The organism is Clostridium sulfidigenes (assembly GCF_052067195.1).
In the GTDB taxonomy this organism is placed as follows: Bacteria; Bacillota; Clostridia; order Clostridiales; family Clostridiaceae; genus Clostridium_J; species Clostridium_J sulfidigenes.
Genome location: NZ_JBQHQR010000003.1, coordinates 174948 through 190750, shown reverse-complemented (window position 1 = coordinate 190750; position 15803 = coordinate 174948). Strand labels below are relative to the sequence as shown.

Below are 15803 nucleotides of genomic sequence, written 5' to 3'. Positions count from 1 at the left end.
TATTATTCTTTATTTACTTAACAATTTATGTTGACATTAAACATATATATGCTAAAATAAAGTTAATAATTTCTGCATCATAACCTAAGATTTATGATATAATAGAATAATAACTAATAATATTATCGCAATGAAGAGGACAGTAGATATGTCACTTTATTTACAGAGAGAAAGCACAGTAGCTGAAATTGCTTTTAAATAAATCATGTTGAAGACCACCTCTGAGTGACTCTAATAAAGTCCGTTAACTACGTTATAGTTTTTAAAGTGGTCCTTTATATCAATTTGTTAAATTAGTTATCTTTATAATCTAATTTTAATAAGTTTAAGGACAATTTGGGTGGAACCACGGGTATACCTCGTCCCTTTTCTTTATGAAAAGTGACGAGTTTTTTTATTTTATATAAGATGAAACTCCACCTCACATAGGTTGGATGAAGTAAATTCGAGGACCAAATCAAAGATTTACTTTTCTCGCTTTGCTCGATATGAAACTCCATCTCACATACATTCGGTGGAGTAAGTTCGAGGAACCAAATCAAAGATTTGGACTCTCACTTAAAGTTTTTGGCTAGAATATTAGATATAGAAGGGAGATTTTTAAATGATTAAAATTACTTTAAAAGATGGATCAGTTAAAGAATTAGAAAATGAAATGAGTATTATTGAAATTGCAAAAAGTATTTCTGAAGGACTCGCTAGAGTCGCTACAGCTGGAACAGTAAATGGAAAAACTGCAGACCTTCGTTATATAGTTAAAGAGGATTGTGAATTGAATATTTTAACTTTTAATGAGGATGAAGGTAGAAGAGCTTTTAGACATACAGCTGCTCACATATTATCACAAGCTGTTAAAAGACTATTTCCTGAAGCAAAACTTGCTATAGGACCCGCTATAGATAATGGCTTCTACTATGACTTCGACCTTGAAGGTGGATTTTCTAACGAAGATTTAGATAAAATAGAAGCTGAAATGAAAAAAATAGTTAAGGAAGATTTATCAATTGAATGTTTTCAACTTCCAAGAGAAGAAGCGATTAAACTTATGAAGGAACAAGATGAACCTTATAAGATAGAACTTATAGAAGATCTACCAGAAGGTGAAATCATAACTTTCTATAAACAAGGTGAGTTTACTGACCTTTGTGCTGGTCCTCACTTAATGACTACAAAACCAGTGAAAGCTTTCAAGTTAACTAAACTTGCAGGAGCTTATTGGAGAGGAAACGAAAAAAATAAAATGCTTGCTCGTATTTATGGAACTGCCTTTACAAAGAAAGCAGAACTAGATGAATACCTAGAAGCTGTAGAAGAAGCTAAAAAACGTGACCACAATAAGCTTGGAAGAGAACTAAAGTTATTTACTACCTCTGAACCAATAGGTCAAGGTCTACCTCTTCTAATGCCTAAGGGTGCTAGAATTGTTCAACTTCTTCAAAGATGGGTTGAAGATGAAGAGCAAAAAAGAGGCTACCTTTTAACTAAAACACCATTAATGGCTAAAAGTGATTTATATAAAATATCTGGACACTGGGACCATTATAAAGAAGGAATGTTTGTACTAGGTAATGAAGAAAAGGATAATGAAGTATTTGCATTAAGACCTATGACTTGTCCATTCCAATTCACAGTTTATAAAGCTGAATCTAAAAGTTATAGAGACTTACCTCTAAGATATGCTGAAACTTCTACATTATTTAGAAATGAATCTTCTGGAGAAATGCATGGATTAATTCGTGTAAGACAATTTACAATTTCTGAAGGTCACCTTGCATGTAGACCAGATCAACTTGAAGATGAGTTTAAAGGGGTAGTTGACTTGATTAACTATATGCTTGATACTCTAGGTCTTAGAGAAGATATTAGCTATAGATTATCTCTATGGGATGAAAATAATAAAGAAAAATATATTGGAGAACCTGAAGCTTGGAATGCGGTTCAAAATAAGATGAGAGAAATCTTAAATCATCTTGGAATTGAATATACTGAAGCTGTTGGTGAAGCTGCCTTCTATGGTCCTAAACTTGATCTTCAGATTAAAAATGTTCATGGTAAAGAGGACACTATAATTACAGCTCAAATAGACTTCTCTCTTGCTGAAAGATTTGGAATGACTTATGTAGATAAGGATGGTCAAGAAAAATATCCATATGTTATTCATAGAACTTCTATTGGTTGCTATGAAAGAACTCTTGCCCTTCTTATTGAAAAGTATGCAGGAGCATTCCCAGTATGGCTTGCACCAGTTCAAGTTAAACTACTTCCAATCTCTGAGAAGTATCATGACTATGCTGATGAAGTTTATGCTGAACTTAAGAAAAATAATATTAGGGTTGAAGTTGACTACAGAGCAGAAAAAATTGGTTATAAGATTAGAGAAGCACGTAATGAAAGAGCTCCTTATATCTTAGTTGTAGGAGAAAAAGAAGCTGAAAATAAAGAAGTTGCAGTAAGAAGCCGTAAAAACGGAGATGAGGGTTCAATTTCTATAGATAAATTCATTGAAAGAATTGTCAAAGAAATTGAGAGTAAAGAAAGATAATAGAGTAAACAGACTTTAATGTAACTAAGGACTGAGAAATTCTCAGTCCTTTTATTATACTAATTTTTAATTCTATATGTAAAAAGAGCTATTTTAAAATAGATAGCTCCATATTAAAATAGCCACTTTCATTAACTATAAACTATAGTAATTCACTTGAGCTAATACTTCCTAAGAATGGTGGATGTTCTCCATTTTTAGGAATACCAATAACTGTTGCACATAGTAAAACAAAAACTCCTAATACACACATCTTTTTACAAAACTTACTCATTTATCAAAGCACCTCCTTTATACATATTTTATCATTGAAAGAAACAGATTGCAATAAACTTTGTATCATATATAAGCACCTTTCTGCCTTTTCATATTCTTTATTTTTAAAATAAAGTTCTTGAAGTTTAGTATAATATTTTATCTTCAAATCTGAATTATTAGTATTTTTCAAAACCCCAATAGCAGCTTCTATAACCTTTTCTAATTCTTCTTTCATATTTAATTCACAGTAAATTTGCTCAAGAAGTTCATAACCCTTAAATATATACTCATAATCATTATATTCGTTAGCTTTTTCAATACCAAGTTCTATTATCATTATAGCCTCGTCATAAAGCTTTTTACTAACATAAATATTAGCTTTTTCAATTAAGGTGTGAGATACATTTTTATTATCAACCTTATTTCTAATTTGTTGAGATTTATTATAGTAATCCAAGGCCTTAGATAATTTTTCTTCTCGTCTATATAAGGAACCTAGATTGTTATATATGAGTCCTAATAATCTAGTACTTTCCTTATCATTTCTTTTCTTTACTATTTCAATTAATTCCTGAAGTATTGTTATAGCATTATCTATTTCATTTAATCCTTCATAACAGTTAGCCTTTAATATATTCACATAAACATAATTTAAAAATTCTTTTTCAAACTCAATCCTATTGATAAATTTATTTATAATATCTATAGCTTCATGAAATTTATTTATACAGCTATATGCTACTGACAAATTATATGTAGCATACCTTAAAACCTTTTCATCTTTAAACATCTCTGCATTATAAATAGCTTTATTAAAATATACAATAGCCTCTTCATAATCAAGAAGTAGTGATTTAGAGTACCCTAATCTATTATAAACATAACATATTTCACTATTTAGCTCTTCGCCTCTTAAAATATCCATAGAATAAAAATAATTTTTATAGGCTTCTAGATATTGATTTTCTCCAAAATAAAGGTCTCCCTTTCTTCTGTATACCTTGGCTTTAATTGAATTCAAGTTATACTCTTCTCCAATATTCATAATTTCGTTTAACTCATCTATGGATAAATCATTTTTAAGGATTTTTTCACAATATAAGTTGGCATCCTCTTCCACACTTCTTGAAAAATAATCTTCTTCTAGCTCTAATTCAATATTCAATTCTTTTGCTTTTTTCATAAACTTTTCGGTAATAATCTTTGATGCCTGTAATGTAATATTCCTTCTTCCATTTTCCAATAAACCTAAATATCCTCTGGTAAAATGAGAATCTTGAAATTCTTGCTGAGTCATTCTTAGTTGTTTTCTTAATAACTTTATTTTTTTATTTCCACTTATAAACTCCACACTTCTATCCATAGCCTTCTTATTAAACCCCTTCTATACCTAAGTTTTGATTTATTATTTTCTACTTCATCTTAAATCATATCATTTTTAAATTAATACTACAATAAATTGGATACTACATTTATATATAATATGCATCTCAAATACATATTATTCCATAAAAATATATTCTTTTTTTATATATTCATAGAATTTTAAGATGAAAATAAAAATTTATTTACAAGATACTACATTTTTCGTGATACAATATGTAATATCCATTGTTTCACTGTAAACTGTTAAAGTAATTTGACTTAAACTTTTTATAGCATTTTTGATACAAAAATATATAATAAAAGTATAATATTAATAAGGGGATGATCTTATGAACAAAAAACTAATTTCAATTCTTGCAACTGTAGCTTTAGCTGCAACCTTCACTTTTCAACCTGTAAGTGCACAAGGCTTAGAAAAACCTACAAAAAATAAAGCAGATATCTTAAAGGAATTCAAAAATTTAAACAAAGGTAAGGAGAAAGTTCACATTGACAACAAAGATGGAATGAAACTATTTATAAGTGGTGTTCTATCGGAAACTGTTAATCCATCTTCTAGTAGTGTTATTGATTTCTTAAATGAAAACATGTCACTATTCAATATGAAAAATATTAAAAATAACTTTTCTCTTATCACTGCTGAACAAGATGATTTAGGATTTACCCATATAAAACTTCAGCAAACCTTTGACGGAAAAAAAGTTTATGGGAAAACTATAACTGCACACTTTGATAAAAATGGTGTTATTACTGGGCTAACAGGAACTTTAGAAAATAGAATATCCTCAGTAACTAAAAAGAATAATAAACCTCTTACTGCAGATAAAGCTATAGAAATAGCTAAAGCTTCTAAGACATTTACTGAATTAACAGAAGAAGTCAGAGCTGAAAATTATATATACTTCGACGATAAAAATGCTTATGAAGTTTATAAAATAAATCTTGCTTATGATCTTCCTGAAATGGAAAGCTGGGAAATCTTTGTAGATGTTTATAGTGGTGATATTATAAAAACAGAAAGTTTAATAAGAGAAGCTGGTCCAGTTACTGGTACAGGCATTGCTGTAAATGGTACTACTAGAGAATTAAATTTATACCAAAATAAAACTAACTCATATCAATTAAAAGATACCACCAAACCTATGACTGGAACTATAAACACTTATACAGCTAACTATAGAACTACAACAACAGGTACTTTAATGACAAGTTCTAGTACTACAGTTTCTGATAAAGCTGCAGTAAGCGCCCATAGCTATGCAGAAGTTGTATATGATTTTTATAAAGATTTATTTAATAGAAATAGTTTAGATAATAGAGGTATGTCCTTAACTTCTGTTGTACACTATGGCTCCCGTTATAATAATGCCTTTTGGAATGGATATAAAATGGTTTATGGCGATGGCGATGGATCCTATTTTGCACCATTATCAGGAGATCTTGATGTAGTTGCTCACGAAATGACTCATGGAGTAACTTCAAATTCTGCAGACCTTGCTTATGAAAACCAATCTGGAGCATTAAACGAATCTATGTCAGACGTTCTAGGTGTTTTAGTACAAACCTATGACAAGTACAATGTTGCAAATGGCGGTCAATGGACATTCAATTCTTCTGATTGGGTAGTTGGAGATGAAATTTATACTCCAAAAGTATCAGGAGATGCGTTAAGAAGCTTAGCAAATCCAACACTATATGATCAACCTGCTCACATGAATAATTATCAGAATCTACCAAACACACAATCTGGAGACTGGGGTGGAGTTCACATCAACTCTGGGATTCCGAATAAAGCCGCTTATTTAGTTGCTCAAAATATAGGCTGTGAAAAAACTGCTGATATATATTATAGAGCATTAACTGTTTATTTTAACTCCACTACAAACTTCTCTCAAGCAAGACTTGGTTTAATACAAGCTGCAACAGACTTATATGGAGCAAATTCGACTGAAGTACAAGCAGTATCTAATGCTTTAACATCAGTTGGAATTCTAGGTAACTAGCAGTACTCCTATTTATAAAAATTTAAACTCTATATCTAGTATTATGATTAGATATAGAGTTTTTTATTTTACTTATTATAAGATAAAGCTTTTCTTCCCATCTTAGTCCAAACAGATTGGAAAACTGTCTTATCTATTTTTGAATTTTTTGCTCCTGATAATGGATCATTATAATATAATGATTTTTCATCCATACCTGTAAGTAATACTGAATGCTGTGAAAAATCTGCTTTTACAACTTTTCCATTGCTCGTCCAATTATGTGGAAAAGTTGGATTATTAAAATATACAGTTATCCAAACAACTACCGGTCTTCCACTTAACATTGTATTCTCCAAAGTCTCATAGCTACATCCAGTTAAATCTAAAGTCTTTCCTGGCAAATAATAATCAATTATTGGTGCTAATGCAACTGGATCAATAGAATACCCTGGACTTTTCCCTGTAATATCTCCTACAAAACCAATCTGTGGATTTCCCCATTCTACTATTTTCCCTGTTGAATCACGCTTTATTGGAGTAGTATCTTTTTTCATTTTTGAAATTACTGTTGCTTTATCCACCTTTATTCCTGCATAATTTAACATCATGGTTAAAGATGTAGCTTCACAACCATTATGGTATTCTGGCAACTGCTTAATCATAGGTATATCTAAAAGTATGTTTTTTGATACAGTAATAGCACTAGCTGTATTATTTTTATATATATTTTTCGCCAGCATTAATACAAATAAAAAAAGCATCATCATAAGTAGTTTTAAAAATTTTTTCATGGTTTTTCCTCCTTGTATTTGTTTACTATATATAATTCTAAAAACTACTTTCTACTTTTTACTGTCTTTATATTATTTTTAGTCATATAACTCTTGTCCACTTATATTTTGCCCTTTATAAATTAATTCATCCACTTAATTATATGATTATATTCCATAAATTTCTTAATGAAAAAATGGTTTTAATTTAAATACATATTAAATCAAAACCACTTTTATCTTATTTTTATTTTTTTATTTATAATAGGATAATGCCTTTTTACCCATCTTTGTCCATACTGACTTAAATGTGCTTTTATCAACCTTTGCATTTTTAACTCCAGTTAAAGGATCATTATAATATATTGAATCCTCATCCATACCTGTGATTAATACTGCATGTTGAGTAAAATAAGAATTTATAACCGCTCCATTACTGGTCCAAGTATGAGAGACTTTCGGTTCTTTAAAAGTAGATGTTATCCATACTACAATTGGTCTTCCACTTGATAGTACATTTTCCAACTCACCATAATCACAGCCTGTCAAATCTAGCGCTTTATCTGGTAAGTATTCATTTATTACTGGTGCAAGAGCCACAGGATCTATAGAATATCCAGGCGTTTTACCTGTTATATCTCCAACAAACCCCTTCTTTGGGTTTCCCCATTCTATTATACCGCCTTTTGAGTCATATTTAATTGGAGTTAAGTCCCTCTTGACCTTTCCAATTACAGAATCCTTACTAACGTTAACTCCTGCATAATTTAGCATCATAGTTAAAGATGTTGCCTCACATCCATTTTTATATTCTGGCAACTGATTAATTATAGCTACATCTAGATTTATTTGCTTTGATGCATTTAATGCTTTTTCTAATTCATCTTTCTTTCTCTGAAGCTCTTCTTCTTTTAATCGCTTTTCTTCAGCTTTTTTAGCTTCTGCTTCTTCCTTAGCTTTTCTTTTAGCTTCTTCTTTTGCTACCTTTTCTTCTTCTTTTTTCCTTCTCTTTTCTTCCTTCTCAAGCCTAGCTTCTTCCGCTGAACTTATATAACTAACATTGCCCTTACTAGCTAAAAAACTCATATGATCTTGAAGAGCACTAACCTTTTTACTTTCATAAATATATATGTTAAATGTAATTGTTAATGCTACAAAGGAAAGTGCTAATATAAACAATGCAAAAAGCTTTTTCATAGTACTCCCTCCCTAGTATACAACTCCTATAGACTATTAATTAAAATCCACCTTTTTAATATTATCGTCAAGTTCTGATTGTACTTTAGGCGGTTTAGTTGCAATGTATACAGCTGCTATAATAATTATTGAACCTATTATTTGACTAAATCTCAAAGTTTCTCCAAGTATAAAGAAACTAAATATAAAAGTAACTACAGGACATAGGTTTAAGAATAAAGTAGATATACCTACATCTAATTCCTTAAAAGCAAAATTATATCCAAAGTTTCCAAAAGAAGAACATATTAATGCTAAAAATAAAAGATTTAAAATTATATTACCATTAATCATCTGGAAGTTTATAGTTTCAAAAGGTAATAATGGTATAAATGCTAGTGTACCAAAAATAGACTGATAGGTTGTAATGGTTATATTAGAATATTTTTTAAACAGAGGTTTTGTAATTATTAAATACCCACACCATGCTATTACACTACCAAACATATAAAGATATCCTGATAAAGACCCACCTACTACATCTTTTCCTATAACTAAATAAATTCCAAATATAGATACTATAATACTAATTACACTTAATCTAGATATCTTTGTTTTATAAAATATTTTATCTGCTATTATTGCTGCTACAGGTAAAGTAGCTACTATTATGGATGCTGAATTAGCAGACACCCTTAATATACCATTATTTTCAAAGAAGAAATATAAGGTGATAGCAAAAATTCCACTAACAGCCAATCTTCCATAATCTTCTTTATTAACTTTCTCCTTATTTGTAAATTGTTTTATTATAATAAGTGTTACAGTGGCAATAAAAAACCTAACAAAGGCCATTGCTACAGGTGAAAATGCATCTAATACTACTTTTATACTAACAAAAGAAATTCCCCAAGCTACCACTACACCTATTAACGTTATGTACGCTAATGCTTTTTTTGTCTTCATAATTTTTCCCCCTATCTGCATGCTTAATTATATCATAATCTTGTACTATTTCTATTATTAATATAAACATTTATTATACTCTAGTATCTTATATTTATATAATAAATCCACTACACTTATTAAAATCTGATAAATGTAATGGATTATTTTTTATTTTATAACTTTGTGGCATATTTTTTTTCAAAATAGTGAACTACTTCATACATTAAATAAGCAATTATTGAAAGAATAACTACACTCATCATTACCATATCTAATTGTGCTACTTGTCCTCCATATACTATTAAGAAACCAAGTCCTTTTTTTGCTACTAAAAATTCTCCCATTATAACTCCTACCCAAGAAAGTCCTACACTAATCTTTAGTGCAGATATAAAAGTTGGTGTGGTAGCAGGAATGATTAAGTTAGTTAGAATTTTAAACTTTGACGCACCAAAGGTCTTTAAGAGTTTTATTTTATCTTCTTCTACTTCTCTAAAGCCTGAAAGTATACTTATTATTGTAGAAATTATGGAGATTAACAATGCCATGATTATAATTGCCTTCATTCCATTCCCTGCCCAGAATATTATTATAGGTCCTAAAGCTACTTTAGGAAGTGCATTTAGGACTACAATATATGGATCTAAAACATTGGAAAGAAAGTCTGACCACCACAACATTATTGCAATTATAGTCCCTAAAAAGGTTCCTAAAGTAAATCCAATTATAGTTTCAAAACAAGTTATTGTTATATGATTAATTAAAGCTCCCTCATTATACAACTTCATAAAACTCTTAAACATTCTTAATGGTGTACTGGTTAAAAACGGGTCAATAATCTTTAAATTGCCTAATACTTCCCAAAGAAGAAAAAATGCAACTAATATAAGTATTCTAGTAAAAATAATCTTTCTTCTGTTTCTTTTTACCTTCTTTAAATATTCTTCATGTTCCTTACTTATCATCATAATCCATCTCCTTCCATATATCATTAAAATATACTCTAAACTTACTGTGTTCACGACACTTTAAAGGAGTTAGATTTTCTCCATCAAATTCTATCTTTATAATTTTCTTTATTACCGCCGGTCTTTTTGATAGCACTATTACTCTAGATGACATAGACACAGCCTCTGAAATGTCATGGGTGACCATAATGGCTGTTTTACCTTCATTTTTAATTATTTCATATATTTCATCACTGACATTGAGTCTAGTTTGATAATCTAGGGCTGAAAATGGTTCATCTAAAAGTAAAACTTCTGGGTCTAAAGCTAAGGTTCTAATTAAAGCAACTCTTTGCCTCATGCCGCCTGATAACTGTTTTGGATAATGGTCCTTAAATTCCCATAGATTATAGTTTTTTAATAATTTCTCTAACTTTATTTTCGCATCATCATTCATCATTTTTTTAATTTTTAATCCTATACTTACATTCTGCAATACCGTTAACCACTCAAAAAGTTGATCCTTTTGAAACATGTATCCAATTTTATCTGAGTACCCTTCTTGAACACGTCCATCAACTAATATATCTCCTGATGAAGCTTCAATAAGCCCAGATACTATATTTAAAAGTGTGGATTTTCCGCATCCTGAAGGTCCAACTATACTTACGAACTCTCCACCGTCTACTGTGAAGTTAATATCTTTTAAAGCAACAGTCTCTGCAGATAGTGTATGATAATTCATGTAAACATTCTTTATCTGTATTCTATTCATATCTCCATCTCCATATCTTTATTTTTTATCTTCTTAGTTTTCTAATTTCTTTTCTATAATTACTTATAATCCTTAGCTTTAAAGTTCTTTAATATTTTATAGTACTAATATATGAGGTTATAATAAATGTTGATAATAAAACTTATACCATATATAAATAAAAGGAATATGCCTTTAAAATCCTAAAGACATGTTCCTTTAAAATTATTTATTTGTATATACAATTTATAGATTTTAATGATTCTAAAAAAATCATTTTTTCTTTATTTCTTCATAGCCTTTTCACTAATTGAATTATTAACTATATCTTTAAATGGTGGTCTTTTAGTTAAAAGTTCAGAGTCGTAGGATTCTATAATATCCATTAATCTATTCATATCCTCTTCACTTACCGTTGGAGTTTTAGCGTAAGCCTCTATTTTTTTATAATTTTTCACAACTGTTTCTATTACTTCTTCATCTGTTCCTGGAAAGAAATCTTTTATAGAAGTGGCAACTGTAGCATCCTCATTAGACATTACCCACTCCTGCCCCTTTTGAATAGCCTTAACAAATCTTACTAACAAGTCTTCATTCTCATTAATATAAGATTGAACAGTATAAAAACATGTATATGGAAGGTTTCCAGTGCTTTCTCCAATAGATGCTACTACAGATCCATTTATTTCATTTGCTATTACACTAGCAGTTGGTTCAAATATTGCAGCATAGTCTCCAGTACCGCCTTTAAATGCTCCTGGAACTGCGTCAAATGCTATATTAGTAACTAAATTTAACTCTTTTTCTTTGTCGATATTCTCATTTTTTAATACATACTCAAGAGCCATTTCAGGTACTCCACCAGGTCTTCCTCCTATAACTGTCTTTCCTTTAATGTCTTGCCATGAAAACTCATTATGTTTTTCTCTAGATACTAAGAATGATCCGTCCTTTTGAGTTAACTGGGCAAATACTACTGGATAATCTTCTCTACCTTGATTATAAATATACATTACTTGCTCTGGTCCTGAAAATCCAATATCAACACTTCCACTAATAAGTTGTTGCATAGTTTTATCTGCACCTTGGCCTGTGGAAAGTTCAATCTCAATTCCTTCTTCTTCAAAGAATCCCTCACTAATTGCTGCATACATTGGTGCATAAAAAATGGATCTAGTTACTTCATTAAGTCGTATAGTTGTTATTTTATCTTTATTTCCTTGATTTTCTTTGTCTGATGTCTTATTTTTATTACATCCTGTAAATAAGCCAACACATATAAATGCACAAATTAAAGCACTTAATAACTTAATAGTTTTCTTTCTCATAATTTCCTCCTAGAATAATATTAGTAATCCAGTTTAACATTTCACTTCTCATAATCTATAATATGTAGAATAATGATTTTTGCTATTTTTATAATAGAACATTTTTAGCTTTATTTTACCATTAAAGTATTATTGTGCTATAATAGTGTTAAAATATACAAGGAGATGATAAATTTGGAACTTAATTGGAGTCTTAAAGAGCTTTATTCTTCCTTTGAATGCAATGAATTTAAAGAGGATTTGGATAAGCTAGATGAACTTATAGAATATTTCATAACTACTACTAATAACATTATTGATAGTACAGATTCACCTGATAAGTTGTTAGAAAATTTCATATCTATGAATATAGAATTAAAAACTCTAGCAAGAAAATTAGGTAGTATGGTTCACTTAACTCTTAGTGTAGATACCAAAAATTCAACTGCTTTAAAATATGATGATATTCTTTCTTCTAAAATTAGTAATCTAGCTGAAAGCGAAGCTAAAATTACAAAATGGATTGGGAATCTTAAAGATTTAGATAAAATAATTCAAGGTTCTAGATTACTTAGTGAACATAATTTTTTCCTTAAAGAAAAAGCAGAAAATGCAAAATATATGCTAAGTGATAAAGAAGAAGCTATAATAGCAAAAATGAAAAATACTGGATCAGATGCTTGGTGCAAACTTAAAAACGTGCTAACCTCTAGCCTTATGGTTGATATAGAACTATATGGAGAAAATAAACAACTACCTTTATCTATGATTAGAAACATGGCTTATGATGCTGACTCAACTATTAGAAGAAAAGCTTATGATGCTGAAATTAAGGCTTATGAAAAAATTCATGATGGTATGGCTGCTGCAATTAATGGAATAAAGGGTGAAGTTATAACACTTTGTGATATGAGAGGTTTTCCTTCTCCACTAGATAAAACTCTTTTTAATTCAAGGATGGATAGAAAAATTTTAGACTCTATGCTAGATGCTATTAAAGAATATCTACCTATATTTAGAAAGTATCTCAAAAGAAAAGGCGAACTTTTAGGCCATAAAAATGGTCTACCATTTTATGATTTATTTGCACCTATGGGTAATGCTGATATGACTTACACCTATGAAGATGGATGTAAGTGTGTAATTGATAATTTTAGAACCTTTAGTGATGACTTAGCAGATTTCGCTAAAAATGCCATGGAAAAATCATGGATAGATGTTTTACCTAAAGAAGGAAAGGTAGGAGGTGCATTTTGCTCTAGACTTCCTCATGTAGGTGAGAGTAGAGTGTTATTAAACTATGGTAATACCTTTAGTGATGTAGTTACCCTTTCCCATGAGCTTGGTCATGGGTATCATGGATATTGCCTTAACAATGAAAGTATATTAAATGCACATTATCCTATGCCAATAGCAGAAACAGCTTCTAACTTCTGTGAGACTATAGTAAAAAAAGCTGCTATTAAAACAGCTACTAAAGAAGAGGCTTTCTCTATCTTAGAAACTGAAATTAGTGACTGTACTCAAGTTATAGTTGATATTTATAGTAGATTTCTATTTGAGAGTGAATTATTTAAAATAAGAAAAGAAAGCTCTCTTAGTGTAAAAGATTTAAATGAAATAATGGTTAATGCCCAAAAAGAAGCTTATGGAGATGGCCTTGATTCTAACTTCCTTCATCCATACATGTGGGCTTGTAAAACTCATTACTATTATGCTGAAAATAATTTCTATAACTTCCCTTATGCCTTTGGTCAATTATTTGCAAAAGGTCTTTATGCAGAATACCTAAAGAGAGGCGATTCCTTCCCAGAACAATATAAAACCCTTCTTTCAGCAACAGGAAAAAATTCTTTAAGTGATGTAGCTAAAATAATGAATATTGATATCTCTGCTAAAGACTTTTGGATAACTTCTTTAAAAATGATAGAAGAAGACATCAATCTATTCTTAAAATATAATAGTTAAAGTAGTTAAGATTATATTAGAAATTTAAGAAAACAGTCTGATTTAAATTATTTTAAATCAGACTGTTATTATTTTGCATACTTAGTAAATTAGTAAAATCTATACTATTTCTCTAAGCCTGCAGCTTCTCTTATTTTATCTATGTTCTTATCTTCTTTATTTTTCTGAAGCATCATGTAAACATATATTGGTATTCCTACAAGCATTAATATAAATCCATACATTACTACATCAGCTCCTGTTCCATATATAGCATATATAGAATAAGCAAATGCAAGTAATGAGAAGAATGAACTCTTTAAGAAGTTTATAAAGCTAAAATCTTTTGATTTCTTACATAGTAATACTATTTCAGCAGCTGCTGAGAATGTGTATGCTGGTAAGAAAGATAATGTAGCTAGTAATATCATAAAGTCAAAGGCACTTCTAAGAGACCCTACATAGTTCATTATTAAAAGTAAATTCATGCATATACTTCCTATAACAAGAGATGCCACAGGAGTATTAAATTTAGGATTTATACGTTTAAATATTGCTGGGAATAATCCATCTTCAGCTGCTCCAACAGCACTTCTAGCTGTTGTTAATAACCATCCAGAAGTTGCTCCTAAAGTAGAAATTAGTGCACCAGCTGCTATGAAAGTTCCCCCCCATGAAGCTCCTGTAGCTTTATTTATAATATCTGCTAGCGGTGCATCTGAATTTGCAAGAGCTGCTTGATCCATAGCACCCATAGAAACAACACTCATTACTATATATATGGCAGACACTATTACTATTCCATATATAGTACTTTTTTTAATATTTTTCTCTGGATTTTTTATTTCTCCACCTGCTACTGTAGCACTTTCTAATCCTACAAAAGCCCATAGTGCTATAGCTATAGCTGATGGTAATGTTCCCATTCCGCTCACTTCTGGACTAGATACAGTCTTCATATAGCTTGGATCAAAATTTAGTGCAGCAATTACAATAAATACTACAAGTACTGCAATTTTTAATACTGTTGATATAACTCCTATTTTTCCAACATATTTTACACCATATATATTTATTAATGTAAATATCCACACCACTGCAGAAGATATCAAGAATGCTGCTAGTGGATTGCTTGCTTCTGGAACAAAGTATGTAAAATAACTCATAAATGCTGTAATTATAGCAGCATTTCCTACCCATGCACCTATCCAAAAGGACCATGCAATTAGAAAACCTGCAAAATCACCGAAGGCAGCTCTTGTATAAACAATAGGACCTCCAGTTTTAGGCATTTTTGATCCTAAATTAGCAAAGCTTAAAGCAATAAGTAATGATCCTATTGAAGTTAAAACCCATGCTAGTATAGCTACTTTTGGGTTTGTTACTCTTGCGAAACTTGCCGGTGACATAAAAATTCCTGAACCTATTACATTCCCAACTACGATAGCTGTAGCTGCAGCTAGTCCAAGATCTCTCTTTAATGAAGCATCAGTTTGTATTCCGTCTTTTTTAGCCATTTTTTTCCCCCTATAATTGATTTCTTTTAAAAGTAGTTAATTTACTTCTAGAAACCTTAGACATTAAATTTCCACTCAATTATCTAGTTTAATTTAATCGATTACAAAAATCAACCTATTTTTAAATAATTTTTATTATTTTAAAGGGAATTTTATCGATATTTATATATAAGTTGTATGTTTAATGTTTATTATGAACAATATTGTATTAAATGAATTTTTATCCATAATATATTTTCTACTTTCTATATAAAATTCTTCATAAA

Annotated in this window: 12 protein-coding genes and 1 other annotated feature; of the genes, 3 read left to right on the top strand and 9 right to left on the bottom strand. The window is 29.9% G+C overall.

The features are described 5' to 3' along the window. The first annotated feature begins 121 nt into the window (after positions 1–121). Positions 122–370: a binding site (T-box leader), on the top strand. A gap of 234 nt (positions 371–604) precedes the next feature. Further along, positions 605–2542 (top strand): threonine--tRNA ligase, encoded by a 1938-nt coding sequence (gene thrS, locus ACTNBA_RS04790; protein WP_441072866.1) that lies wholly within the window; start codon positions 605–607, stop codon positions 2540–2542. Between the two features lie 142 nt (positions 2543–2684). Here the strand turns inward: thrS and ACTNBA_RS04785 are convergent, their stop codons facing one another. Further along, positions 2685–2816: a hypothetical protein gene (locus tag ACTNBA_RS04785; RefSeq protein WP_441072865.1), complete on the bottom strand. Its 132-nt coding sequence runs from the start codon at positions 2814–2816 to the stop codon at positions 2685–2687. Positions 2817–2819: 3 nt separating this feature from the next. Beyond that, positions 2820–4163: a helix-turn-helix domain-containing protein gene (locus ACTNBA_RS04780; RefSeq protein WP_441072864.1), complete on the bottom strand. Its 1344-nt coding sequence runs from the start codon at positions 4161–4163 to the stop codon at positions 2820–2822. A gap of 352 nt (positions 4164–4515) precedes the next feature. Between ACTNBA_RS04780 and ACTNBA_RS04775 the strand changes: the two genes are divergently transcribed. Continuing rightward, the gene (locus tag ACTNBA_RS04775) at positions 4516–6189 is read left to right on the top strand and encodes a M4 family metallopeptidase (RefSeq protein WP_441072863.1); all 1674 of its coding nucleotides are present in this window, start codon (positions 4516–4518) and stop codon (positions 6187–6189) included. A 68-nt stretch (positions 6190–6257) separates the two neighbouring features. On the opposite strand, the gene ACTNBA_RS04770 is transcribed toward ACTNBA_RS04775, so the two are convergent. From ACTNBA_RS04770 to ACTNBA_RS04745, 6 genes are all read right to left on the bottom strand, one after another. Further along, positions 6258–6962: a C39 family peptidase gene (locus ACTNBA_RS04770; RefSeq protein WP_441072862.1), complete on the bottom strand. Its 705-nt coding sequence runs from the start codon at positions 6960–6962 to the stop codon at positions 6258–6260. A gap of 234 nt (positions 6963–7196) precedes the next feature. Beyond that, positions 7197–8138, bottom strand: coding sequence for a C39 family peptidase (locus tag ACTNBA_RS04765; protein WP_441072861.1), 942 nt, complete (start codon positions 8136–8138; stop codon positions 7197–7199). Between the two features lie 36 nt (positions 8139–8174). Beyond that, positions 8175–9083 (bottom strand): DMT family transporter, encoded by a 909-nt coding sequence (locus tag ACTNBA_RS04760; protein WP_441072860.1) that lies wholly within the window; start codon positions 9081–9083, stop codon positions 8175–8177. A gap of 155 nt (positions 9084–9238) precedes the next feature. Continuing rightward, positions 9239–10033 carry an ABC transporter permease gene (locus tag ACTNBA_RS04755; RefSeq protein WP_414632080.1) on the bottom strand — a complete coding sequence of 265 codons (795 nt, stop codon included), beginning with the start codon at positions 10031–10033 and terminating at the stop codon, positions 9239–9241. Then, entirely contained in the window at positions 10020–10787 is a 768-nt protein-coding gene (locus ACTNBA_RS04750) for an ABC transporter ATP-binding protein (protein ID WP_441072859.1), read from the bottom strand. The genes ACTNBA_RS04755 and ACTNBA_RS04750 overlap by 14 nt, the downstream gene beginning before the upstream one ends. Positions 10788–11050: 263 nt before the next feature. Continuing rightward, a complete protein-coding gene (locus ACTNBA_RS04745; protein WP_441072858.1) occupies positions 11051–12094 on the bottom strand; it encodes an ABC transporter substrate-binding protein in 1044 nt (347 codons plus the stop codon). A 174-nt stretch (positions 12095–12268) separates the two neighbouring features. Here ACTNBA_RS04745 and ACTNBA_RS04740 point away from each other — a divergent pair, with 174 nt between their 5' ends. Continuing rightward, positions 12269–14041, top strand: coding sequence for a M3 family oligoendopeptidase (locus ACTNBA_RS04740; protein WP_441072857.1), 1773 nt, complete (start codon positions 12269–12271; stop codon positions 14039–14041). Between the two features lie 104 nt (positions 14042–14145). Here ACTNBA_RS04740 and ACTNBA_RS04735 read toward each other — a convergent pair whose 3' ends face one another. Next, entirely contained in the window at positions 14146–15537 is a 1392-nt protein-coding gene (locus ACTNBA_RS04735) for an amino acid permease (RefSeq protein WP_441072856.1), read from the bottom strand. Between the last annotated feature and the right edge of the window lie 266 nt (positions 15538–15803).